The sequence below is a fragment of the Kluyvera fluvialis genome (genome assembly GCF_059725275.1).
Genome location: NZ_AP046142.1, coordinates 1,783,758 through 1,806,965 on the forward strand (window position 1 = coordinate 1,783,758; position 23,208 = coordinate 1,806,965).

At 54.8% G+C, this 23,208-nt stretch carries 20 protein-coding genes; 13 read left to right on the plus strand and 7 right to left on the minus strand.

Annotated elements, in window-relative coordinates:
- Positions 1-27: 27 nt before the first annotated feature.
- Positions 28-1,749 carry a D-lactate dehydrogenase gene (gene dld / locus AC6I4B_RS08550; RefSeq protein WP_497770996.1) on the minus strand — a complete coding sequence of 574 codons (1,722 nt, stop codon included), beginning with the start codon at positions 1,747-1,749 and terminating at the stop codon, positions 28-30.
- Positions 1,750-1,947: 198 nt separating this feature from the next.
- Here dld and bglX point away from each other — a divergent pair, with 198 nt between their 5' ends.
- The 8 genes from bglX (at position 1,948) to AC6I4B_RS08590 (ending at position 12,740) form a co-directional block, all read left to right on the plus strand.
- Positions 1,948-4,245 (plus strand): beta-glucosidase BglX, encoded by a 2,298-nt coding sequence (bglX, locus tag AC6I4B_RS08555; protein WP_497770998.1) that lies wholly within the window; start codon positions 1,948-1,950, stop codon positions 4,243-4,245.
- Positions 4,246-4,659: 414 nt separating this feature from the next.
- Positions 4,660-6,000 carry a glycoside hydrolase family 28 protein gene (locus AC6I4B_RS08560; protein WP_497770999.1) on the plus strand — a complete coding sequence of 447 codons (1,341 nt, stop codon included), beginning with the start codon at positions 4,660-4,662 and terminating at the stop codon, positions 5,998-6,000.
- 62 nt (positions 6,001-6,062) lie between these two features.
- Positions 6,063-7,622, plus strand: a complete 1,560-nt coding sequence (locus AC6I4B_RS08565; protein WP_497771001.1) for an MFS transporter — start codon at positions 6,063-6,065, stop codon at positions 7,620-7,622.
- Between the two features lie 69 nt (positions 7,623-7,691).
- Positions 7,692-8,927: an MFS transporter gene (locus AC6I4B_RS08570; RefSeq protein ID WP_497771003.1), complete on the plus strand. Its 1,236-nt coding sequence runs from the start codon at positions 7,692-7,694 to the stop codon at positions 8,925-8,927.
- Positions 8,928-8,994: 67 nt separating this feature from the next.
- The gene (osmF, locus tag AC6I4B_RS08575; RefSeq protein ID WP_497771004.1) at positions 8,995-9,912 is read left to right on the plus strand and encodes a glycine betaine ABC transporter substrate-binding protein OsmF; all 918 of its coding nucleotides are present in this window, start codon (positions 8,995-8,997) and stop codon (positions 9,910-9,912) included.
- A 12-nt stretch (positions 9,913-9,924) separates the two neighbouring features.
- Entirely contained in the window at positions 9,925-11,079 is a 1,155-nt protein-coding gene (locus AC6I4B_RS08580) for an ABC transporter permease (RefSeq protein WP_497771005.1), read from the plus strand.
- Positions 11,072-12,019, plus strand: a complete 948-nt coding sequence (locus tag AC6I4B_RS08585) for an ABC transporter ATP-binding protein (RefSeq protein WP_497771007.1) — start codon at positions 11,072-11,074, stop codon at positions 12,017-12,019. Before AC6I4B_RS08580 ends, AC6I4B_RS08585 begins: the two co-directional genes overlap by 8 nt.
- Positions 12,003-12,740: an ABC transporter permease gene (locus AC6I4B_RS08590; RefSeq protein ID WP_497771008.1), complete on the plus strand. Its 738-nt coding sequence runs from the start codon at positions 12,003-12,005 to the stop codon at positions 12,738-12,740. Before AC6I4B_RS08585 ends, AC6I4B_RS08590 begins: the two co-directional genes overlap by 17 nt.
- On the opposite strand, the gene AC6I4B_RS08595 is transcribed toward AC6I4B_RS08590, so the two are convergent.
- Together AC6I4B_RS08595 and AC6I4B_RS08600 are read right to left on the minus strand one after the other, a co-directional pair.
- Complete coding sequence (locus AC6I4B_RS08595) at positions 12,715-12,828, minus strand: protein YohO (RefSeq protein WP_497771009.1); 114 nt, start codon at positions 12,826-12,828, stop codon at positions 12,715-12,717. The genes AC6I4B_RS08590 and AC6I4B_RS08595 overlap by 26 nt on opposite strands.
- A gap of 59 nt (positions 12,829-12,887) precedes the next feature.
- A complete protein-coding gene (locus AC6I4B_RS08600; RefSeq protein ID WP_497771010.1) occupies positions 12,888-13,595 on the minus strand; it encodes a MerR family transcriptional regulator in 708 nt (235 codons plus the stop codon).
- A gap of 209 nt (positions 13,596-13,804) precedes the next feature.
- Here AC6I4B_RS08600 and AC6I4B_RS08605 point away from each other — a divergent pair, with 209 nt between their 5' ends.
- Genes AC6I4B_RS08605 through AC6I4B_RS08615 form a run of 3 tightly spaced genes read left to right on the plus strand, consistent with a single transcriptional unit; the run spans position 13,805 to position 16,731 of the window.
- Entirely contained in the window at positions 13,805-15,490 is a 1,686-nt protein-coding gene (locus AC6I4B_RS08605; protein ID WP_497771011.1) for a LytS/YhcK type 5TM receptor domain-containing protein, read from the plus strand.
- Positions 15,487-16,206 (plus strand): two-component system response regulator BtsR, encoded by a 720-nt coding sequence (btsR, locus tag AC6I4B_RS08610; RefSeq protein WP_497771012.1) that lies wholly within the window; start codon positions 15,487-15,489, stop codon positions 16,204-16,206. The genes AC6I4B_RS08605 and btsR overlap by 4 nt, the downstream gene beginning before the upstream one ends.
- A 54-nt stretch (positions 16,207-16,260) precedes the next feature.
- The gene (locus AC6I4B_RS08615) at positions 16,261-16,731 is read left to right on the plus strand and encodes a YehS family protein (RefSeq protein WP_497771013.1); all 471 of its coding nucleotides are present in this window, start codon (positions 16,261-16,263) and stop codon (positions 16,729-16,731) included.
- Positions 16,732-16,772: 41 nt separating this feature from the next.
- Here the strand turns inward: AC6I4B_RS08615 and AC6I4B_RS08620 are convergent, their stop codons facing one another.
- Positions 16,773-17,231 (minus strand): YehR family lipoprotein, encoded by a 459-nt coding sequence (locus AC6I4B_RS08620; protein ID WP_497771014.1) that lies wholly within the window; start codon positions 17,229-17,231, stop codon positions 16,773-16,775.
- Between the two features lie 217 nt (positions 17,232-17,448).
- Complete coding sequence (gene metG, locus AC6I4B_RS08625) at positions 17,449-19,482, minus strand: methionine--tRNA ligase (protein ID WP_497771016.1); 2,034 nt, start codon at positions 19,480-19,482, stop codon at positions 17,449-17,451.
- A 165-nt stretch (positions 19,483-19,647) separates the two neighbouring features.
- Between metG and apbC the strand changes: the two genes are divergently transcribed.
- Positions 19,648-20,757 carry an iron-sulfur cluster carrier protein ApbC gene (gene apbC, locus AC6I4B_RS08630; RefSeq protein WP_497771017.1) on the plus strand — a complete coding sequence of 370 codons (1,110 nt, stop codon included), beginning with the start codon at positions 19,648-19,650 and terminating at the stop codon, positions 20,755-20,757.
- Positions 20,758-20,916: 159 nt separating this feature from the next.
- On the opposite strand, the gene AC6I4B_RS08635 is transcribed toward apbC, so the two are convergent.
- Positions 20,917-21,234, minus strand: coding sequence for an RcnB family protein (locus AC6I4B_RS08635; protein ID WP_497771018.1), 318 nt, complete (start codon positions 21,232-21,234; stop codon positions 20,917-20,919).
- A 155-nt stretch (positions 21,235-21,389) separates the two neighbouring features.
- Between AC6I4B_RS08635 and AC6I4B_RS08640 the strand changes: the two genes are divergently transcribed.
- Positions 21,390-22,289 carry a LysR family transcriptional regulator gene (locus AC6I4B_RS08640; RefSeq protein WP_497771020.1) on the plus strand — a complete coding sequence of 300 codons (900 nt, stop codon included), beginning with the start codon at positions 21,390-21,392 and terminating at the stop codon, positions 22,287-22,289.
- Here AC6I4B_RS08640 and AC6I4B_RS08645 read toward each other — a convergent pair.
- On the minus strand, positions 22,286-23,014 hold the full coding sequence (locus AC6I4B_RS08645) for a GntR family transcriptional regulator (protein WP_497771021.1): 729 nt from the start codon (positions 23,012-23,014) through the stop codon (positions 22,286-22,288). The genes AC6I4B_RS08640 and AC6I4B_RS08645 overlap by 4 nt on opposite strands.
- Positions 23,015-23,208 lie beyond the last annotated feature (194 nt).

Consider the following 23,208-nt stretch of genomic DNA (forward strand, 5'->3'; position numbering starts at 1 on the left):
TCTTTCCTCATGCACACTCTTCACGCACTACACGTCCTGCTTTTCACCCCAATATTTCAGCTTACTGGTTTTGCCAATCCCAGGGTTCATGCTGTTGGTCGGGTCATTTTCACGGTAGTGACGTTTCAGGTTTTCGTCGGCTTCATACAGATGCCCGACGTTATGCTCTGCCGGATATTGCGCCCCGCGCTCGCGCAGCAGCGCCAGCATTTGCTCTTTCACTTCATGCGGGTCTACACCTTTCTTAACGATGTAATCCTGATGGAAAACATGGCACATAAAGTGGCCGTAATAGAGTTTGTGAACCAGTTTGCTGTCGATTTCCGCAGGCAGGTGCTCAAACCATTCGGTGTCGTTACGGCGTAGCGCAATATCCAGCGCCAGAATATCTTCCACTTCATCGGCGTGAACCGCCTGGTAGCGAATCGCCGCGCCCGCAGCGGCGAAGCGGTGCAGAAACGCTTTGCTGCCTTCTTCCGGCGTACAGACGAAGAAATCTCCTTCAGCCTGTTTAAAGTACTCGGCAAGCCAGCTTTGTGCTTCATCAATACCATCGGCGGACATTTTCAGCAGCAGATGATGCTCGTATTTATCACGCCAGGTTTTCATCCGCTCTGGCAGGTGAGCGGGGAAAACGTGCCCCAGTTTCTGCATAAAACGGTCGGTGAAGTGCGGTTTGAACAGCGACACTTTCTCCAGCGCCGCGTCGGCACGGCCTTTGAGCGTGAAGAAGAACGGCATTTTGTCGGTGCCGAGCTTGTCGATCATCAAGAAAGTGTCTTTACCGTACTGCTCGGCGATATCGTAAATATCGCGGTGCATATATTCGCCCGCGACCGGTAGATTGTTGAATTCAGCCAGAATATGGCGACGAATTTCGGTCAACACATCCGGCTGATTAGTGCCGATGTAAAATACCTGTTGGCGTTTTTCTGCCGGGAAGGTGTCCAGACGAACAGCAAAGACCGCCAGTTTGCCCGCGCAGCCAGAGGACTCGAACAGCCGTTCCGGGTCAGCGTTGTAGCGCGCTGGGGTGTCGGCGTTAACGTCGCGAACGCGATTAACGTAGTCATAATCGTGGGCGTGACGGTCGTCGTGCCGTACGTCGCTGTCTTTCACGCGTTCATCGTCGAGCTTGCTGAGGATCTGTTCCGGCGTCTCGCCGAGATCAATCCCTAAATGGTTGACCAGCGTCAGTTTGCCGTTCTCATCAATACGCGCAAACAGCGACATTTCGGTGTACGCCGGGCCACGCTGCACCAGCGAACCGCCGGAGTTATTGCAAATACCGCCAATCACCGACGCGCCAATACAAGAAGAACCAATTACCGAGTGCGGCTCGCGCCCCAGCGGTTTCAGCGCTTTTTCCAGTGAATACAGCGTGGTTCCCGGCCAGGCCAGCACTTGCTCGCCGTTATCAATCAGGTGCAGTTTATCGAGTCGCAGAGTGCTGATGATGACGATATCGCGGTCGTAATCATTACCGCTTGGCGTTGAACCTTCGGTCAGGCCGGTATTGGCAGCCTGCATCAGAATAATTTTATCGGCGGCGACACAGGCGCTGAGTACGCGCCACAGTTCAATCAGCGAGCCGGGAAAGACCACCGCGAGGGCGTCGCCGTGACCGGAACGGAAGCCTTTGCGATAGCGCGCTGTTTTGGCGGGATCGGTCAGCAGGTGAGCATGACCCACCAGACGGGTGAGTTCGTTAATCAGCGCATTATTATCGATGGTTGTTTGAGAAGACATTCTCCACTCCTTGTGGCGGAACAAATTTGTCGTCTCTAAGAATAGCGCTTTGTATGATCATTTGGTGCATGAATGTTACTAAAAATCAGATAATAACCGCAGCTTTCTGTAGGTCGGTCATTTAACTTTATGGCACACTGCGTTTTTTCATCGACTCTCGCCGCGCTACTCGGCATGGACTAAAGAGACCTCAAGACTATGAAATGGCTACTTTCTGTTGGCGTCGCCGTCAGCCTGGCACTGCAACCTGCACTGGCGGAAGATTTATTCGGTAATCATCCGTTAACCCCACAGGCGCGGGATGCGTTTGTGACCGAGCTGCTTAAGAAAATGACGGTGGATGAAAAAATCGGCCAGTTGCGTCTGATAAGCGTTGGGCCAGATAACCCGAAAGAAGCCATTCGCGAGATGATTAAAGACGGGCAGGTAGGTGCGATTTTTAACACCGTCACCCGCCAGGATATCCGCGCCATGCAAGACCAGGTGATGTCTCTTAGCCGCCTGAAAATTCCGCTGTTCTTTGCCTACGACGTCATTCACGGTCAGCGTACCGTTTTCCCGATTAGCCTTGGCCTTGCGTCTACGTTTAACCTTGATGCGGTGAAAACCGTTGGCCGCGTGTCGGCGTATGAAGCGGCAGACGATGGCCTGAATATGACCTGGGCGCCGATGGTTGATGTTTCACGCGATCCGCGCTGGGGACGTGCCTCCGAAGGGTTTGGCGAAGACACCTATTTAACCTCCATCATGGGAGAAACTATGGTGAAGGCGATGCAGGGCAAAAGCCCGGCAGACCGCTATTCGGTGATGACCAGCGTCAAACACTTCGCCGCTTACGGCGCAGTCGAGGGCGGTAAAGAATACAACACCGTAGATATGAGCCCGCAGCGCCTGTTCAACGACTATATGCCGCCGTACAAAGCGGGGCTGGACGCGGGCAGCGGCGCGGTGATGGTGGCCTTAAACTCACTGAACGGCACACCCGCGACCTCGGATTCCTGGCTGTTAAAAGACGTGCTGCGCGACCAGTGGGGCTTTAAAGGCATTACCGTTTCTGACCACGGGGCGATTAAAGAACTGATTAAACACGGTGTCGCTTCAGACCCGCAGGACGCGGTGCGCGTGGCGTTGAAGTCCGGCATCAATATGAGTATGAGCGACGAGTATTACAGCAAATATCTGCCTGGGCTGGTGAAATCCGGCAAAGTCACGATGGCGGAGCTGGACGATGCGGCGCGCCATGTGCTGAACGTGAAATACGATATGGGGCTGTTTAACGACCCGTACAGCCACTTAGGGCCGAAAGATTCTGACCCGCAGGACACCAACGCCGAGAGCCGCCTGCACCGTGCGCAAGCGCGTGATGTTGCGCGCCAGAGCCTGGTGCTGCTGAAAAACCGCCTCGAAACCCTGCCGCTGGAAAAAACCGCGACGGTTGCCGTGGTTGGCCCGCTGGCGGACAGCCAACGTGATGTGATGGGGAGTTGGTCTGCGGCTGGTGTTGCCGGACAGTCGGTTACAGTGCTGAGCGGCATTAAAAATGTCATGGCGGGTAAAGGCAAAGTGCTGTACGCCAAAGGCGCGAACGTCACCAATGATAAAGATATTGTCACCTTCCTGAATCAGTACGAAGAGGCCGTCAAAGTTGACCCGCGTTCACCTCAGGCGATGATTGATGAAGCTGTCGCCACCGCGAAGCAGTCTGATGTAGTGGTCGCCGTGGTTGGTGAAGCGCAGGGCATGGCGCACGAAGCATCGAGCCGTACCGAGATCTCAATTCCGAAAAGCCAGCAAGATTTAATCGCCGCGCTGAAGGCCACTGGTAAACCGCTGGTTCTGGTGCTGATGAATGGCCGTCCGTTGACGCTGGTAAAAGAAGATCAGCAGGCGGATGCGATTCTTGAAACCTGGTTTGCCGGGACGGAGGGCGGCAACGCCATCGCCGATGTGCTGTTTGGTGACTACAACCCGTCGGGCAAACTGCCGATGTCTTTCCCGCGTTCCGTAGGGCAGATTCCGCAGTATTACAGCCATCTCAACACTGGTCGTCCGTATAACGCCGACAAGCCGAACAAATACACTTCGCGCTATTTCGACGAGGCCAACGGCCCGCTGTATCCGTTCGGCTATGGCCTGAGCTACACCACGTTCGCGGTGTCTGACGTTAAGCTGTCGGCTCCGACCATGAAGGCCAACGGTAGCGTGACCGCCAGCGTGCAGGTGACTAACACCGGTAAACGCGAAGGGGCGACGGTTATCCAGATGTACGTGCAGGACGTTACCGCGTCGCTGAGCCGCCCAATCAGAGAGCTGAAAGGGTTCGAAAAAATCACCCTGAAGCCAGGTGAAACGCAGACCGTCAGCTTCCCGATTGATGTCAACGCGCTGAAATTCTGGAACCAGCAGATGAAGTACGCAGCGGAGCCGGGCAAATTTAATGTCTTTATCGGCGTTGATTCTGCGCGTGTGAAGCAGGGCGAATTCGAGCTGCTGTAAGTTTATCCCGCCCCCGCCCGCTCCCTAACAGGGAGAGGGCGGGTTACCGCACCGTAACGAAACGCCTTCTGCACATTCCACCACCATCCCCCGCAGCCGTGTAAAAAAAGGGGCAATCCCTCTCATTCACCTTCCTTTTTACTTTGTGACGCACATCGCGATTTATTTTTCGCCCACGCGGAATCTGCGCTTATTAGCCTATTTTTTGCCCGCAAACCCGGCGGTTATGTGATGAGGTTCATAGTTCATCTCGCCGGCAAACGGCCGTTTTGTGCGCTGTGTCAAAAGTTGCCAGCACTCGGGATAACGGGCGTGACGCTTTTCACTAATACGTAAAAAAGCGCGTTTCTGCCCCGCGAGACAATCGCGGAATGCGCGTTAAATGCCGCTATCTCAACATCCGCAGGTAGCGACATGAAGATTTCACTGCATGACACCTCGTTCGACCGTAGCGGCAAAACGCCGCTAACCGCCCAGCTTCAGCATCTTATTGACGAAATCGACCGCGCAGGCGGCGGCACGTTGGTGGTGTCGCCAGGCGACTGGATGACCGGCACGCTGGTGCTGCCATCGAATTTTACGCTGCATCTGGAGGCGGGCGCGCGCCTGCTCGCCAGCCCTCATGCTGAGGATTATCCGGCGGATCTCACGCAAACCGTTGCGGAGCTTTCGCGTATGGCGCTGATTTATGCGCGCGATGCTCACCACATTACCCTCAGCGGTGAAGGTTGTCTGGTGGGCGGTGCTGCTGCCTGGTTTTCTGCCAGTGCCGATGCGCAAGGCTATCGCCAGCCAAAAACCATGCGCCCACGGATGCTGGTACTCGAAGGCTGCCAGCAGGTGCGCATTCGCGATATCACCATCAGCGACTCGCCGATGTGGACCGCGCACCTGGTGAGCTGCAATCAACTGTTTATTCATAACCTGACCATTGATAACGACCTCGCGCTGTCGAACACCGACGCACTGGATATCGACAGTTGCCAGTATGTGCAGATAAGCGACAGCTATTTCAGCGCCGCCGACGATGGTATTTGCATCAAAACCACGCGCAAGCCAGCAGCGCTACAGCAGGCAACGCGCCATGTCGTCGTTAACAACTGCTTGATTCGCTCGAAAAGCTGCGCCATCAAAATTGGCACCGAAACCTACGCCGATATCAGCCATATCGCGGTACACAACTGCTCGATTTTTGAGTCTAACCGTGGCATTGGCCTGGTATCTCGCGACGGCGGTCAATTCAGCCAAATGATTTTCAGCAATATTTTGTTCGACTGCCGCCACGGCCACCCGTGTCATTGGGGAAAAGCCGACCCCGTCTTTATCTCCGTTCGCCATCGCGACCCCAATATTCAGCCTGGACGGGTAGAAGACATTACCTTCAGCCAGCTTTCTGGCGTGAGCGAAGGGGCGATTAACCTGCACTGCGAAACCGCGGGGGAAATTCGCCACATCAGCTTTAACGCGCTCTCATTACAGCAGTTAGCGGGGCCATCTGACGAACAGGGCTGCTACGACATTCGCCCGCCGTGTAACCCGGCAAGCCCCACTGGCATGGGGCTGGACAACGCTTACCGCGTGAACTCGCAAACCGGCCGAGCCTGGGGCGTGGAGGCGTATGCCGACGGTTTACCGGCGCTGTATGCCAACGGTGTCAGCGACTTAACGCTGGACGGCCTGCGTATTCGTCGCCCTGAACCGCTGCCGCAAGGCTGGAACCCAGAAGCCATCGTGCTGCAAAACGCCGACGCCTGAATCTATTTGACGACGGCGCAGCGCATGGCCTCGCCGTCCTGTACTGTTCAAGGGGATGGAAAATGATAAAAAAAGTGCGGGAAATAAAACTCCACAACTATGTCTGTTACGGGTTAGCTGATGTCATCGGCTCGGGCGCGTTTACTCTGGTGAGCGCCTGGCTGCTGTACTTCCTGACCACCTTCTGCGGGTTAACGCCGATTGAGGCCGGTTCACTGTTTGCGGTGGCGCGAATTGTCGATGTCGTGATGTGCCCGCTGATGGGCTACATTTCCGATAACTTCCACAAAACACGTTTAGGTCGCCGCTTTGGTCGCCGCCGTTTCTTCCTGCTGCTGAGTATTCCGCTGGTGGCGGTGTATAGCCTGCTGTGGGTGCAAGGCTTTAACTACTGGATGTATCTGCTGGTCTATATCTTGTTCGAAATTGTCTATTCGATGATTTTGATCCCTTACGACACGCTGTCGGCGGAGATGACCTCAGACTTTACCAAACGTTCTAAACTGACCAGCGCGCGGATGTATATCGCCCAGTTCGCCGGTTTTACCGCTGCGTTTTTGCCGGGGCGTCTGTTGGCCTATTTTGGTTCTGATTCTGCGGTATCTTTCTTCTACGCCGGGGCTATTTTCACCGTTGCCTTTATGGTGGTGCTGATCTTTGTCTACTTCGGGACGTGGGAACGTTCAATTGAAGAGATTGAACTCAACGAACGTCATATTCCGACCGAGGAAAAACAGCCGTTGGGCAAACGTATTTTCGACATCTATTACGATTTTGTCTCGACGCTAAAAATCAAAACCTTCCGCTCGCATCTGGGCATGTACCTGGGCGGCTCTGTTGCGCAGGATATCTTCAACTCGGTGTTTACCTATTTTGTGGTGTTCGCGCTGGTCACCTCCTCGGTGGTCGCCAGTAACCTGTTGAGCGTTATCAACGGTCTGCAATTCTTCGGCGTGGGCGTTGCCACCTGGCTGACGCTGCGTTATTCGCCGTCGCGTGCTTTTGCCACTCAGGGGCTGATGGCGCTGGCGGCTTTCGCGATGTTTGCTGCAACCTACCTGTACGGTTCGACCAATATGGCGCTGTTGTACGCGGCGGCGTGCGTCGCTGGTCTGGCGCGCGGCGGCATCTACTCGATTCCGTGGAACAACTACACCTTTGTTGCCGACGTGGATGAGATCCTCACCTGCAACCGCCGTGAAGGTATCTTCGCGGGCTTTATGAGCCTGTTGCGTAAAGCCTCTCAGGCGCTGTCTATTTTCCTGGTCGGCGTGGCGCTGCAAATGTCAGGCTTTGTCACTGGTCACAACAGCCAGCCGCAGTCTGCGATTAATATGATCCTGGCTATCATGATTATCCTGCCGGTTGTGCTGACCGTTTGGGGGATTTGGTCTGCCTTCCAGTTCAAAGTGAACAGCCGTACTCATGCGGTGCTGAACGATGAAGTGGCGCGCCTGAAACAGGGCGGTAGCAAAGCCACCGTAACGGCGGAAACCAAAGCGGTTATCGAAAGCCTGACCGGAATGCCGTATGACCACTGCTGGGGCGATAACACCGTCGGGCACGTCAACCGTAGCCTGCTGAAAGCCAAAGCGCACCGTACGCAACTGCGTAACGCATAAATTAATGAACTCTTTAGCCCGACGTCGGCCTTTACGCCCCGTCGGGCCGTTTTGTTTTGGATAATCACAATGACAGAGAACAGTTTATATATTCAGCAGGGTATTTGGGCGCGCTTAGGGTTGCCGCGCGAACTGGTATGGGGGTTTGTCGGCGTTTTCCTGTTTATTACTGGGGCGACGATTGAGCAAAGCTGGCTGGCCTCGCTGTTGCAACAGCGCGGATTAGATGCGCTGCACATCAGCCTGCTGTCGTCGGTCTTTGGTCTGTGCGTGGCGGCTATCTCCTGGTTTTCCGGCATTGGCGCGGGGGTGTTGGGCGTGCGCCGCTTAATGTGGCTGGCGACCCTTCTCTATTTTGTGGGGTCCGTACCGTTTATTTTTGTCGCGCTACCGGGCGTCAATTACCCGCTGATGATGATCAGCTATGCGGTGCGTGGCATGGCGTATCCGCTGTTTGCCTACTCATTTCTGGTGTGGATTAATCAGCGTTGTGAGGTGCGGATTCTGGGGCGTGCCGTCTCTTGGTTCTGGATTGCCTTTGGGGTGGGGATGACTATCGTTGGCCCGTGGTTCTCCGGCTTTATGATCCCGCGCGTTGGTGAAACCACGACCCTTTTATCCGGCTTTATCTTTGTGCTCGCTGGCTGCGCTTGTGCGTTGATCCTTAATCGCGACAAGCCTGAATGGCAACAAGGGCAAGCGGTCGGTCACGCGCTGGCAGAAGGGATTATCGTGCTCGTCAAAGAGCCGAAAATGCGCCTCGCCGTGGTGGTGAAAACCATTAACGATATCGGTAAATTTTCGCTGGTTATCCTGATGCCAGTTTATCTGCCGCGTTTTGGCTTCAGCATTGAAGAGTGGCTGACCATTTGGGGGCTGGTCAATGTGGTGAATATTTTTGCCAACTATTTCTTTGGCTGGCTGGGCGATACTATCGGTTGGCGCAATACCGTGGCCTGGTTTGCGGGCACGCTGTGTGGATTGTCGGCGCTGGCGGTGTGCTATGCGCCGGTGCTCTTTGGGCACAATAGCGCGGCGTTGATTGCCGCATTAACTCTCTACGCCATTGGTCTGGGGGCGTTTGGGCCGCTAAGCGCATTGATTCCCTCTTTGTTGCCGCATAACAAAGGTACTGCAATTTCCTGTTTGAACCTCGGCTCTGGCCTGAGCAATTTTGTCGGGCCGTTTATTGTGACGCTGTGCGTTAACCCGCTTGGCGTTGAAGGCACGCTGTGGGTGATTGCGCTGCTGTACTTCGCCGCCAGCGTGCTAACGATTCCGTTAAAAATGCCTGAAAACGGTTGATGTGGCAGATTTCGTCTACGCTTTCTCTTAAGCAATTGTTAATTGAGCGCAAAAAAGAGGAACGCGTATGACGATTTCAAGGGGATGGGCAGGCTCTCTGGCATTGCTGGCCGCCGTGAGCCTGCCTTTGCAGGCCGCCGAACCGGTAAAGGTGGGGTCAAAGATTGACACCGAAGGCGCGCTGTTGGGGAACCTTATTTTACAAGTGCTGGAAAGCCACGGCGTAAAAACCGTCAATAAAGTCCAGCTAGGGACTACGCCGGTGGTGCGCGGGGCGATCACCTCTGGCGAGCTGGATATCTACCCGGAATATACCGGCAACGGCGCATTCTTCTTCAAAGATGAAAACGACCCGGCGTGGAAAAACGCGCAGCAGGGTTACGAAAAAGTCAAAAAGCTCGATGGCGAAAAAAATCACCTGACCTGGCTCACGCCAGCCCCGGCGAATAACACCTGGACGATTGCCGTTCGCAAAGATATCGCTGAAAAAAACAAGCTCACCTCGCTGGCGGATCTCAGCCGTTATCTGAAAGAGGGGGGAACCTTCAAACTGGCGGCCTCCGCTGAATTTATTGAACGCCAGGACGCGCTCCCCGCATTTGAAAAAGCCTATGACTTCAAGCTCAGTCAGCCGCAGCTGTTGTCGCTGGCGGGCGGTGACACGGCGGTGACGATTAAAGCCGCAGCTCAGCAAACGTCTGGTGTGAATGCGGCAATGGCGTATGGCACTGACGGGCCGGTGGCGGCGCTGGGGCTGCAAACGCTCAGCGATCCAAAAGGCGTTCAGCCTATCTACGCCCCTACGCCGGTGGTGCGCGAGGCGGTGCTGAAAGCCTACCCAGAAATCGGCCAGTGGCTGCAACCGGTCTTTGCTAGCCTGGATGAACAAACCCTGCAACAGTTGAACGCCCAAATCGCGGTCGAAGGGCTGGACGCGAAAAATGTCGCGGCGGCGTATCTGAAGCAAAAGGGATGGACGAAGTAATCGGTTAATTGTATGCCTCGTTGTTATAACCGCGTGGTGGCACTGCTGGCGCTGATGTTGCTGGCTGCCGCCGCGTTGCCGTTCGTTAATTTTGCACCAAATCGTCTGCTCTCTGGCGAAGGTCGCTGGCTGTGGCAAATTGGGTCGTTCTCGCCGTGGGCGCTCTTAGCGCTACCGATTGTGTTGCTGATGCTCTGTGGCGTTGCCGGACGGCTCGCCAGCGGGCTGATTTTGCTGTTGGCGCAGGCCAGCTTCACCTTGCTGTTGTGGAGTAGCGGAGAAGCAGCGCAATGGCTGGCGCAGAGCAGTAGCCCGCTGGCGCGTACCTCGCCCGGCAGTGGCCTGTGGCTGGGATTACTGCTGTTGTTGCTGATGTGCAGCGATGCGATTCGCCGCCTTACGCCGCATACGCGCTGGCGCTGGCTGCTTAACGCCCAGCTATGGCTGCTGCCGTGCCTGCTGCTGTGGAGCGGGGCGTTGGATGGGCTGTCGCTGATGAAAGAGTACGCCAACCGGCAAGAAACCTTTAACGACGCGCTTCAACAGCACTTAACGCTGCTGTGGGGCACGTTGTTGCCTGGGCTGTTGCTCGGCGTGCCGTTAGGGCTGTGGTGTTGGCGGCATCCGAGGCGGCAGTCGAGCGTATTTGCGCTGCTCAATGTGATTCAGACTATCCCTTCGGTGGCGCTGTTTGGCGTGCTGATTGCGCCACTCGCCGGGCTGGTGCAGCGCTTTCCGTGGCTGGCACGGCTTGGCGTGGCGGGGACAGGGCTAATGCCCGCGCTGATTGCGCTGGTGCTGTATGCGCTGCTGCCGCTGGTGCGCGGCGTTGTTGCGGGGATGCAGCAAGTATCGCCGCAGGTGCTGGAAAGCGCCACCGCGATGGGCATGAGCCGTGGGCAGACTTTTTTCCGTGTACAACTGCCGTTAGCGTTACCGGTGCTGCTGCGTAGCCTGCGTGTGGTCACGGTACAAACGGTGGGTATGGCTGTGGTGGCGGCGCTGATTGGCGCCGGTGGCTTTGGTGCATTGGTGTTCCAGGGGTTACTCAGCAGTGCGTTGGATCTCGTGCTGTTGGGCGTGATCCCGGTGATCGCCCTGGCGGTGGTTACCGACGCGCTATTTAGCCTTGCCTCCACCTTATTAAAAGGAGAAGCCGGTGATTGAGTTTTCACAGGTTAATAAATCATTCGGCGCGCATCCGGCGGTGAAAAACCTCTCGCTACGGCTGGAGGAGGGGGCGTTTTCGGTGCTGATTGGGACATCCGGCTCAGGAAAATCGACCACCCTGAAGATGATTAATCGGCTGGTGGAACCCGATAGCGGGTTGATCCGTTTTGCCGGGCAGGATATCCGTCAACAGCCGCTGCTGGCGCTACGCAGGCGGATGGGTTACGCCATACAGTCTATCGGGCTGTTTCCTCACTGGACGGTGGCGCAGAATATTGCCACCGTTCCGCAATTGCTGAAGTGGCCAAAGTCGAAAATCGACAATCGTATTGATGAACTGATGGCGTTGCTGGGGCTGGAGCCGACGCTGCGTTCGCGCTTTCCGCATCAGCTTTCCGGCGGGCAGCAACAGCGTGTTGGCGTGGCGCGCGCGCTGGCGGGCGATCCTGAAGTGCTGCTGATGGATGAGCCTTTTGGCGCGCTTGATCCCGTGACTCGTGGGGCATTGCAGCAAGAGATGCGGAGGATCCATCAACTGATGGGCCGTACCATTGTGCTGGTGACTCACGATATCGACGAGGCGCTGCGCCTGGCGGATAACCTCATCCTGATGGACGGCGGGGAAGTGGTACAGCAGGGCACGCCGTTGCACATGCTCAGTGCGCCGGAAAACGCCTTTGTGCGCACCTTTTTTGGCCGCAGTGAGCTGGGCGTTCGGCTGCTGTCGCTGCGCCAGGTGGCAGATTATGTGCGCCACGGTGAACGCGCCGAAGGTGAACCGCTGCCCGCCTCGCTGTCATTGCGTGATGCGCTGTCGGGGTTTATGGCGCAACGGCGCACGGTACTGCCGGTTGCCGACGACGCAGGAGCGCCGTATGGTGCGCTGCATTTTAGTGACTTGCTGCGTGAGGAGCCGCTGAATGTCTCTGTTGCGTGATCCGCTGCTGTGGCTGCTGGTGCTGTTTGTCGGGCTGTTGATTGGCCTGCCGCACAGCGAGCCATTATTTCACGCGCTGTTTCCCGAACAGCCGCGCCCGCTGTATCAGCAGGCGGGGTTTGCTGCGTTAACGCTGGCCCACGCGAAGCTGGTGGGCATTTCCAGTTTGCTGGCGATTGTGATTGGCGTCAGCGCAGGTATTGCGGTGACGCGTCCCGCTGGGCAGGAGTTTCGCCCGTTGGTCGAAACGCTGGCGGCAATGGGGCAGACTTTCCCACCGGTGGCGGTTTTGGCGTTGGCGGTTCCGGTGCTGGGTTTTGGTGAGCAACCGGCGATAATCGCGCTGATTCTGTACGGTATTTTGCCGGTACTCCAGGGGACATTAGCCGGGTTGGCGGTAGTGCCAGAAGGGGCGTTAAGCGTGGCGCAAGGGATGGGGATGACCGGTTGGCAGCGACTATGGAAAGTGGAGTTACCGCTGGCGGCTCCGGTGATTGTCGCCGGAATACGCACCTCGGTTATCGTGAATATTGGCACGGCAACTATCGCCTCCACGGTGGGGGCGAATACGCTGGGCACGCCGATTATTATTGGCCTGAGTGGTTTTAATACCGCTTATGTGGTGCAGGGGGCCATTTTAGTGGCGTTGGCGGCGGTTATCGTCGATCGCGCGTTTGAGCGGCTGAGTGTGCGGCTCAGCCGACACCGCCGCGCACAATAAACGAATATCCGGCCAGCATAACGCCGCCGATACCGCTCAGCGCCATGAAGGCAAAAATCACAATCGCTGCAAGTTTGGCTGACTTCATCGTGTACTCCTTTTGTTAAGCAAAAGATTATACCGCGAAGCTAAGCTGTTAACGAATGATTAATTTGCGGGAAGGGCGAAGGCGATACCGTCCTCCTGCCAGTGCTCAAGTTGCTGTAGCTGCATGGCACTGGGGGCGGCGCCGCACCACACTAACAGCGTTTGGCCGGGAAATAACTCAGGCTGAACGTGGCTTAACGAATGCGCCAGCACGTCCACGCGCCAGCCTTGCTCACAGGCAACCCAACCCTCCAGCCATAACCGTGTGATATCGGTGACGTTCCAGCCAACCACCAACGCATGTGGCCCCGACTTGCGGCGCGCCGAGGTGAGACTCAGCGCGATATCGTTAATCAGCGCGCCATCCAGCAGGCCGAGCAGCGTGTTTAAGGTCTGCAAACGCTGGCGCAGCGGGGTAAAAAGGTTATCGACCAGCGTACGCGCGCCGTGGCTGTGGCGCAGCGTTTTCACCCATTGGCGCAGGTGCTGCAAATCCCCGTTACGCAGGTCATGCAGCAGTTTCTCCTGCTGTTCACGCCAGCCGTCGGTTTGTTCACTAAGCAGGTTTTTCACTTTGCTGACTTGCACGCCGGTTTCAATCCAGCGTTGAATTTCACGAATTCTGTCGATATCGGCATCGTTAAATAAGCGGTGGCCGCCGTCGGTGCGCTGTGGCTTTATCAGCGCATAGCGGCGTTGCCAGGCGCGGAGCGTGACCGGGTTAATATCACAGAGCTGTGCAACTTCGCCAATGGTGTAAAGTGCCATCTCGTCCCCCGCTAAATTATCCCTACTTAACTGTAGACGGGGTTTGCCCGGGTAGCCTGTTTTGCTGTTTTTTTATCCGTTTCATTTTTTGATTGAATGGATAAAATGTGATCAGTCGCATTCTTTGCACTTTTTCTGCCAGGTTTCAAAGAAAGTTATGCCAACTATGTGTATGTTACGCAGTTTTATTTCTACCGTGGTGTTTGGGTATGTACGAGTTTAATCTGGTGTTGCTGCTGCTTCAGCAGATGTGCGTTTTCCTGGTTATCGCCTGGTTAATGAGCAAAACACGACTGTTCATTCCCCTGATGCAAGTCACCGTGCGCCTGCCGCACAAGCTGCTGTGCTACGTCACGTTCTCTATTTTTTGTATTCTCGGTACTTACTTCGGCCTTCATATCGAAGATTCTATCGCCAACACTCGTGCTATTGGCGCGGTGATGGGCGGCCTGCTGGGTGGCCCGGTAGTGGGTGGGCTGGTGGGGCTAACCGGCGGGCTGCACCGCTATTCGATGGGCGGTATGACCGCGCTGAGCTGCATGATTTCTACCATTGTGGAAGGGCTGCTGGGTGGTTTGGTGCACAGCTTGCTGATTCGCCGTGGTCGGCCTGACAAAGTGTTTAGCCCGTGGACGGCAGGAGCGATTACCTTCGTCGCCGAGCTGGTACAGATGCTGATTATTCTCCTGATTGCCCGTCCGTTTGAAGACGCGCTGCATCTGGTGCAAAGCATCGCCGCGCCGATGATGGTCACCAACACCGTCGGTGCGGCGCTGTTTATGCGCATTTTGCTGGATAAACGGGCGATGTTTGAAAAGTATACCTCGGCGTTTTCCGCCACTGCGCTAAAGGTTGCGGCCTCAACCGAGGGCATTTTGCGCCAGGGCTTCAATGAAGAAAACAGCATGAAGGTGGCGCAGGTATTGATTCAGGAGCTGGATATCGGCGCGGTGGCGATTACCGATCGCGAAAAACTGCTGGCCTTTACCGGCATTGGCGAAGACCACCATTTGCCCGGCAAACCTATTTCGTCGCGCTATACGCAAAAGACCATTGAGACTGGCGAAGTGGTGTACGCCGACGGTAACGAAGTGCCGTATCGCTGCTCTATTCACCCTAACTGCAAGCTTGGCTCGACGCTGGTTATCCCATTGCGGGGCGAAAACCAGCGCGTGATTGGCACTATCAAATTGTATGAGGCGAAAAATCGCCTATTCAGCTCAATCAACCGCACGTTAGGCGAGGGGATTGCCCAACTGCTGTCGGCGCAGATTCTTGCCGGGCAGTACGAGCGCCAGAAAGCGCTGTTGACTCAGTCGGAAATTAAACTGCTGCACGCTCAGGTTAACCCTCATTTTTTATTTAATGCGCTCAATACCTTGAAAGCGGTGATCCGCAGCGACAGCGAACAGGCCAGCCAACTGGTGCAATATCTCTCGACATTTTTCCGCAAAAACTTAAAACGCCCGTCGGAGATTGTGACCCTGGCGGATGAAATTGAGCATGTGAATGCTTATTTGCAAATCGAGAAGGCGCGTTTTCAGTCGCGGCTAAAAGTGCATTTGGATATCCCGCCAGCGCTGGCGCACCAGCAGCTTCCGGCGTTTACCCTGCAACCGATCGTTGAGAACGCCATTAAACACGGCACTTCTCAGTTGCTGGAGGTGGGCGAAATTACCCTACGCGCCAGCCAACAGGGGCAGCATCTGGTGCTGGATATTGAAGACAACGCAGGGCTATATCAGCCCAACGCTCAGGCCAACGGCCTGGGAATGAGCCTGGTGGATAAGCGCTTAAGGATGCGCTTTGGCGACGAATGCGGCATTTCAGTCGCCTGCGAACCAGACCATTTTACCCGTATCACTCTGCGCTTACCTCTGGAGGAGAACGCATGATTAAAGTGCTGATTGTCGATGATGAGCCGCTGGCGCGCGAAAACCTACGCGTGCTGTTGCAGACGCAGAACGATCTGGAAATTGTCGGCGAGTGTGCGAATGCGGTAGAAGCGATTGGCGCAGTGCATAAATTGCGCCCGGACGTGTTGTTTCTCGATATCCAAATGCCGCGCATTAGCGGGCTGGAGATGGTGGGAATGCTCGACCCGGAGCATCGTCCGTATATCGTGTTCCTCACCGCGTTTGATGAATATGCGGTGAAAGCGTTTGAAGAACATGCCTTTGATTATCTGCTAAAACCGATTGAAGAAAAGCGCCTGGAAAAGACGCTGCTGCGTTTGCGCCAGGAACGCGCGGTGCAAGATGTCTCGGTACTGGGCGAAAACCAACAGGCGCTGAAGTTTATTCCCTGCACCGGGCATAGCCGTATTTATCTGTTACAGATGGATGATGTGGCGTTTGTCAGCAGCCGGATGAGTGGCGTATTTGTCACCAGCGGCGAGGGGAAAGAGGGCTTTACCGAACTGACGCTACGCACGCTGGAAAGCCGAACGCCGCTGATTCGCTGCCATCGCCAGCACCTGGTGAATATGGCGCACCTGAAAGAGATTCGCCTTGAAGATAACGGCCAGGCCGAGCTGCTGCTGCGTAACGGGCAAACCGTGCCGGTGAGCCGACGCTATTTAAAAACCCTGAAAGAGGCGCTGGGGCTGTAAATCGTGTAAACTTAGCGCCCGCATTTTTCATTTTTCATCATCACCGAAGGCACTATGGTCAGTAACGATATTTTACGCAGCGTCCGCTACATCCTGAAAATGAACAATAACGATCTGGTGCGTATTTTCGCGCTGGGCGAAGCCGAAGTCACCGCAGAACAGTTGGTTCCGTGGCTGCGTAAAGAGGATGAAGAGGGGTTTGTACGTTGCCCGGACATTATGCTGTCGTGCTTCCTGAATGGCCTGATTTATGAAAAGCGCGGGCGCGATGAATCCGCTCCCGCGTTGGCGGTAGAGCGTCGAATCAATAACAACATTATGCTGAAAAAACTGCGTATCGCGTTTGCGCTCAAAACCGACGACATTTTGGCGATCATGACTCAGCAGCAGTTCCGCATTTCGATGCCGGAAATCACCGCAATGATGCGCGCGCCAGAGCACAAAAACTTCCGCGAATGCGGCGACCAGTTCCTGCGCTACTTCCTGCGCGGCCTGGCGATTCGCGAGCACGCGAAGAAAGCCTGATGTACAACAGGCGACCACACAGACGGGTGGTCGCCGCAGGGTTATTTCACTTCTGTAAAGCCCATGGATTCAAGCTGCTCCTGGGTTTTCTTCATGCTGACCCCTTTACTGAGATCGCCCGAAATCTTTGCTCCCATCAATTTTTTCAGGGCGTGGAGATCGGCTTTCTCCAGATCAACGTCAACGATTTCTTCGGCGTAGCTATCCCCAAATGTTATTGACTCTTCTAAACCCGCAACGTTTCGGAACATCTCTCTGAGTGGCTCAATGATGCTCACGGCATCTTGTTTTGTCGAGGCTCCGATAGTTGAGTAATAGATTTTACTGACCGACTTCTGCCGCAGCACTTTGTCACCTTTATAGGTGACGGTAGAGGTGACATCAACGCCGCCCTCACTGGTGGTAAAGACTTTGGTTTCTATCTTGTCTTCACACCCGGACAGAGAGAGAACCAGGATTGACGCGATGGCGACCGACCACAATTTATTTAAGACTTTCATGTAAACCCCATTTTATGAATATCCGGCGTCCTCAAAAAAGAACGCAATATGTCCCAGAACGGAGGGGATCATAGGGAGTTTCATATAGCGTGAATAATCCGAAAATGGAGTTGTAAATTGTCGGGATAGGCGTATTGCGCAGAAAAAAGTGATGAAAGCGGGCGAGTTACAATAATTCCCCTCTCGCCAACCGATGCGCGAGAGGGGAGGCAGAACGTTATTTCACCTGTTGGCCAGGTTTAGCACCGTCGTCCGGGCTTAACAGGAAGATGTCTTTTCCGCCAGGGCCAGCAGCCATAACCATCCCTTCAGAGATGCCAAAGCGCATTTTACGCGGCGCCAGGTTAGCAACCATCACCGTCAGGCGGCCAATCAGCGGCTGCGGGTCTGGGTACGCGGAGCGAATGCCGGAGAACACGTTACGTTTCTCGCCGCCGATATCCAGCGTGAGGCGCAGCAGCTTGTCGGAACCTTCAACAAATTCCGCGTTTTCAATCAGCGCTACGCGCAGGTCGATTTTAGCAAAATCATCAAAGGTGATGGTCTCCTGAATCGGGTCATCCGCCAGCGGGCCGGTAATCGGCGCAGCCGTGGCTTTCACTTCTTCTTTAGAGGCTTCAACCAGCGCTTCGACTTGTTTCATCTCAATGCGGTTGTACAGCGCTTTGAAGGTGTTGATTTTGTGGCCGAGCAGCGGCTCATTGATAGCATCCCAGCTCAGTTCGGTATTGAGGAACGCTTCAACACGCTCGGTCAACTGTGGCAGCACCGGCTTAAGCCAGGTCATCAGCACGCGGAACATGTTCAGACCCATAGTGCAGATAGCCTGTAGGTCGGCGTCGCGGCCTTCCTGTTTTGCCACAACCCACGGAGCCTGTTCGTCAACATAACGGTTGGCAACATCTGCCAGCGCCATGATTTCACGAATCGCTTTACCGAATTCACGGCTGTCCCACGCTTCGCCAATCGCGGCTGCCGCGTCGGTGAAGGTTTTGTACAGTGCCGGATCAGCCAGTTCAGCAGACAGCACGCCATCGAAACGCTTAGCGATAAAGCCGGCGTTACGGGAAGCGAGGTTCACCACTTTGTTCACGATGTCAGCATTCACGCGCTGGATGAAATCTTCCAGGTTCAGGTCGATATCATCAATGCGGGAGGAGAGCTTGGCGGTGTAGTAGTAGCGCAGGCTGTCGGCATCGAAGTGCTTCAGCCAGGTGCTTGCTTTGATGAACGTACCGCGAGATTTCGACATCTTCGCGCCGTTCACCGTGACATAGCCGTGAACAAACAGGTTGGTTGGCTTGCGGAAACCGCTGCCTTCCAGCATGGCTGGCCAGAACAGGCTGTGGAAATAGACGATATCTTTACCGATAAAGTGATACAGCTCGGCGTCGGAGTCTTTCTTCCAGTATTCATCGAAGCTGGTGGTGTCGCCGCGCTTGTCGCACAGATTCTTGAACGAACCCATGTAGCCGATTGGCGCATCCAGCCATACGTAGAAGTATTTGCCCGGCGCGTTTGGAATTTCGAAGCCGAAATACGGCGCATCGCGGGAGATATCCCACTGCTGCAAGCCGGACTCAAACCATTCCTGCATTTTGTTGGCAACCTGCTCTTGCAGCGCGCCGCTGCGCGTCCACGCTTGCAGCATTTCGCTAAACGATGGCAGGTCGAAGAAGAAGTGTTCAGACTCACGCATCACCGGCGTAGCGCCAGACACCACAGATTTCGGCTCGATAAGCTCGGTTGGGCTATACGTTGCGCCACATACTTCGCAGTTATCGCCGTACTGATCTGCGGCTTTACATTTCGGACACGTACCTTTTACGAAACGGTCTGGCAGGAACATGCCTTTTTCTGGATCGTAGAGCTGAGAAATGGTGCGGTTTTTAATAAAACCGTTCTCTTTCAGGCGTCCGTAAATCAGCTCGGACAGCTCGCGGTTCTCGTCGCTGTGCGTCGAGTGGTAGTTGTCGTAGCTGATGTTGAAACCGGCAAAATCAGTCTGGTGCTCCTGACTCATCTCGGTAATCATCTGCTCCGGCGTAATGCCTGACTGCTGAGCTTTCAGCATGATAGGCGTGCCGTGGGCGTCGTCCGCGCAGATGAAGTTGACCTGGTGGCCGCGCATTCGCTGGTAACGGACCCAGACATCAGCCTGGATGTGCTCCAGCATATGGCCGAGGTGGATGGAGCCGTTGGCGTACGGCAGTGCGCACGTTACCAGAATTTTCTTCGCGACTTGAGTCATAGTGATTTTTACTTCTTCTGTTGTAAAAAGGGGGTTTGATAGTACCAAAATGGCAATTACTGCGCCAAGCGATAAGGGCATTAATCCACAAATGAATAATTGTCGGCTCTGCGGTAAACTTGAAAACTACAATGTCTTTTTTAGAACAACAACAAAGGAGTCGGGATGAACTCACAATCCCAGGCCAAATCCCCTGAGCGTTTACGTGCGATGGTGGCCGGAACGCTGGCGAACTTCCAGCACCCAACCCTGAAGCATAATTTAACGACGCTGAAAGCGTTGCACCATGTCGCCTGGCTGGATGATACCGTGCATATCGAACTGCAAATGCCGTTCGTCTGGCATAGCGCCTTTGAAGAATTAAAAGAGCAATGTAGCGCTGAGCTGCTGCGTGTGACCGGGGCGCAAGCCATCGACTGGAAGCTGTCGCACAATATCGCCACCCTGAAGCGGGTGAAAAATCAGCCGGGTATCAACGGTGTTAAAAATATTATCGCCGTTAGCTCCGGTAAAGGCGGGGTCGGGAAATCCTCGACTGCGGTAAACCTGGCGCTGGCTCTGGCGGCGGAAGGGGCGAAAGTGGGCATTCTGGATGCCGATATTTACGGCCCGTCTATCCCTACCATGCTGGGGGCGGAGAACCAACGTCCGACGTCGCCGGACGGTACGCACATGGCGCCGATTATGGCGCACGGCCTGGCGACCAACTCCATCGGTTATCTGGTGACTGACGACAACGCGATGGTTTGGCGTGGCCCAATGGCCAGCAAAGCGTTGATGCAGATGCTGCAAGAAACGCTGTGGCCGGATCTTGATTATCTGGTGCTGGATATGCCGCCAGGAACCGGTGACATTCAGCTTACGCTGGCGCAAAACATCCCGGTGACCGGGGCGGTGGTGGTGACAACGCCGCAGGATATTGCGTTGATCGATGCCAAAAAAGGTCTGGTGATGTTCGAGAAAGTCGAAGTGCCAGTGCTGGGTATCGTTGAAAATATGAGTATGCATATCTGTAGCCATTGTGGTCACCACGAGCCGATTTTTGGCACCGGTGGCGCGCAGAAGCTGGCAGAGAAATACCACACCCAACTGCTGGGGCAGATGCCGTTGCATATCACGTTGCGTGAAGATCTCGATAAAGGCACGCCGACCGTGGTGGCGCGTCCTGACAGTGAATTTACCGCGATTTATCGCCAGCTAGCAGGGCGTGTTGCCGCACAGCTCTATTGGCAAGGTGAAGTGATCCCAGGCGAGATTGCGTTCCGCGCCGTGTAACCTTCTGCAACGCGTATCAACCACGCCGGATGGCGCTTACGCTTATCCGGCCTACGTGTAATGCGCGTCACCGATGCAACGGTTTTGTAGGCCGGATAAGGCGTTTACGCCGCCATCCGGCAACGTGCACCGCTCCGCTTATCTGGCCTACGATATTATTTAACGGTGGTAGAAAATTTCGCCGTCGTAAGCCTTAATGATCTTGCCGTCGGTATCGCTAATCAGAACGTAGTTACCACCCATATAAGTCCAGTGGGTTCCGGCATCCGGTGCTGGCAGGTTACGCAACTGCCACTGCTTGATGGTGTACTCCGGCGTGAGGTACAGCGCAGGGGCTTTGTCACCGATGTTGAAACGTGTGAAGTCGGCAATAAACTCTTTCAATTCATACTGCTTAATGCCGGTTGCCGGCGCAGCCCATGTTGCACCTGCTGTTGCCAACAGTACGGCCAGAAGCATCATTTTTGTTTTACGCATACTATCCCCACATTCATCCTGGATATAAAATTGCAGCCCGTATGATTCCTGATGCGCAGCTATAATGGCAAGCGCTGCTTGGATAAAAAATGTAAGCAAACGGCGAAAAAAGCTGTTTTGAGGATTATTCTGGCAACCTCCTTAAAGGAACCACCATGTTCAGGCTGGAAGATTTATCGCTGTTTGTTCGTGCCGCTGCGTTGAGCAGCTTTAGCGATGCCGCACGCGAGGTAGGGATTCCTCCCGCGCAGGTAAGCGCGGCTATCAAGCGGCTGGAAACGGCATTAAATATCCGCCTTTTCGCCCGCTCGACCCGTAGCTTGCGCCTGACGGTAGAAGGTGAAACGTGGCTGCCTTTTGCGCAGCAAATGCTCGACACCCTTCATCATGGGTTGCAAAAGATACACACCCCAGATGATGAAGTCCGTGGCACGCTGCAAATCGCCGTACCGTCGGATCTGGGGCGTAACCTGCTGCTCAATGTGTTTCGTGAATTTCGGGAACGCCATCCGGCGTTGCGGCTGCGTATCCTGTTCTCCGATCATCGTACGGATGTCTTCAAAGACCCTGTTGACGTCGCTTTCCGCTATGGCGAAAACGAAAATGCTTCGTTTATTTCGTTGCCGGTGGCGCCCGAAAACCGCCGCGTGCTGGTCGCTTCGCCCGCGTGGGTTGCCCGTCACGGTGAGCCACAAATGCTGGCAGATCTCGAAAAATGTAATGCGCTGACCTACGTGTTACGCGGCAAGCCATTTGACCGCTGGTCGCTTAGCCTCGACGGCGTAGAGCAGAGCGTGCAGGTGTCTGGCACGATAACCAGCGACGACGCAGAAGTGATTCGGCGGCTGGCTGTCGCCGGGGAAGGCGTAGCGTTTAAATCCGGGCTGGACGTCAGCGACGACCTGCGCGCAGGGCGTTTGCAAGTGCTGCTGCCGCACTATTTAGGCGATCGCGTACCGCTGAATATGATTTGCCCGCACCGTAAACAGCTTTCAACGGCGGTGCGGTTATTGTATGAAGCGGTCAAAGCGCGGTGCGCCACGCTGCCGTTTTAAGTGCCGCTGCGCTGGGCTACGGCGTTGTAATTAAACCGCTGATAATGGTAATGGCTGGTGCAAAACTCAAACGGTTGGCCATCGCTGAGATAAGTCACTGAGCGTGTCACACTCACCGGTTCATTGGGCTGCAACTGAAGCCAATTTTGCGCCTCGTCATCACTGGGAAGCGATGAAAACTGCGTATGGCTGCTGGCGGGGATTTTCCGCAGCGTCGTTTCCACGTACTGATAAATCGATCTCAACGCATCCTGACGTGTGAATTCTGGCAGCATATGCACCGGCAGCCAGGTATCTTCAATCGAGAGCGGCAGATCATCAACGTAGCGAACACGGCGAAAATGCCAGCAAAAACGATCATCGGTTATGGCCAGCACTCCGGCAATTTCAGCCGAGGGGTTGGCAATTTCAAACAGCAACAGATGGCTTCTGACATTATGCCCCTGAGCGTGGTTAATGGTGCTGACGCCGAGGATCGGCGAGATGGGGTTGCCTTCTGCATGGGCGTAGCGCGGCGTCGCCGTTTTCACGACCGTCCCTAACCCCCGCTGGCGGGTAATAAACCCTTCATTCACCAGAATTTCCAGCGCATTGTTCAGTGTGATTTTGCTACAGCTAAACTCCGCGCATAGCTGATGACCATAGGGGATCTTCTCTCCCGATAAATATATATTATCAATTATTCTTTCTCTTATTATATTTGCTATCTCAATATATCTTCGCAATGTCCGGCTCCCTCTGCTTTATCCTTGCAACGGTATATTACATCTTAAATTACTATCCAGATCTCATTTATTTTAAAAGTAGACTACTTTTAAAATAAAGATATTGACTTGAGTTTTTGTACCGCCCATTCTCAGCGGGCAGTGTTCTTGAGGTGCAAATAAATAACATTAATTAATATTTCACATTAATTAAA

What these genes read in the sequence shown, in the direction of transcription:
- AC6I4B_RS08605 (WP_497771011.1), top strand. Translation starts at nt 13,805, where the DNA reads ATGTACGAGTTTAATCTGGTGTTGCTGCTGCTTCAGCAGATGTGCGTT.
- AC6I4B_RS08580 (WP_497771005.1), top strand. Translation starts at nt 9,925, where the DNA reads ATGCCTCGTTGTTATAACCGCGTGGTGGCACTGCTGGCGCTGATGTTG.
- AC6I4B_RS08560 (WP_497770999.1), top strand. Translation starts at nt 4,660, where the DNA reads ATGAAGATTTCACTGCATGACACCTCGTTCGACCGTAGCGGCAAAACG.
- AC6I4B_RS08615 (WP_497771013.1), top strand. Translation starts at nt 16,261, where the DNA reads ATGGTCAGTAACGATATTTTACGCAGCGTCCGCTACATCCTGAAAATG.
- AC6I4B_RS08570 (WP_497771003.1), top strand. Translation starts at nt 7,692, where the DNA reads ATGACAGAGAACAGTTTATATATTCAGCAGGGTATTTGGGCGCGCTTA.
- AC6I4B_RS08620 (WP_497771014.1), bottom strand. Translation starts at nt 17,231, where the DNA reads ATGAAAGTCTTAAATAAATTGTGGTCGGTCGCCATCGCGTCAATCCTG.
- apbC (WP_497771017.1), top strand. Translation starts at nt 19,648, where the DNA reads ATGAACTCACAATCCCAGGCCAAATCCCCTGAGCGTTTACGTGCGATG.
- dld (WP_497770996.1), bottom strand. Translation starts at nt 1,749, where the DNA reads ATGTCTTCTCAAACAACCATCGATAATAATGCGCTGATTAACGAACTC.
- metG (WP_497771016.1), bottom strand. Translation starts at nt 19,482, where the DNA reads ATGACTCAAGTCGCGAAGAAAATTCTGGTAACGTGCGCACTGCCGTAC.
- AC6I4B_RS08565 (WP_497771001.1), top strand. Translation starts at nt 6,063, where the DNA reads ATGATAAAAAAAGTGCGGGAAATAAAACTCCACAACTATGTCTGTTAC.
- AC6I4B_RS08635 (WP_497771018.1), bottom strand. Translation starts at nt 21,234, where the DNA reads ATGCGTAAAACAAAAATGATGCTTCTGGCCGTACTGTTGGCAACAGCA.
- AC6I4B_RS08600 (WP_497771010.1), bottom strand. Translation starts at nt 13,595, where the DNA reads ATGGCACTTTACACCATTGGCGAAGTTGCACAGCTCTGTGATATTAAC.
- bglX (WP_497770998.1), top strand. Translation starts at nt 1,948, where the DNA reads ATGAAATGGCTACTTTCTGTTGGCGTCGCCGTCAGCCTGGCACTGCAA.
- osmF (WP_497771004.1), top strand. Translation starts at nt 8,995, where the DNA reads ATGACGATTTCAAGGGGATGGGCAGGCTCTCTGGCATTGCTGGCCGCC.
- AC6I4B_RS08595 (WP_497771009.1), bottom strand. Translation starts at nt 12,828, where the DNA reads ATGAAGTCAGCCAAACTTGCAGCGATTGTGATTTTTGCCTTCATGGCG.
- AC6I4B_RS08640 (WP_497771020.1), top strand. Translation starts at nt 21,390, where the DNA reads ATGTTCAGGCTGGAAGATTTATCGCTGTTTGTTCGTGCCGCTGCGTTG.
- btsR (WP_497771012.1), top strand. Translation starts at nt 15,487, where the DNA reads ATGATTAAAGTGCTGATTGTCGATGATGAGCCGCTGGCGCGCGAAAAC.
- AC6I4B_RS08590 (WP_497771008.1), top strand. Translation starts at nt 12,003, where the DNA reads ATGTCTCTGTTGCGTGATCCGCTGCTGTGGCTGCTGGTGCTGTTTGTC.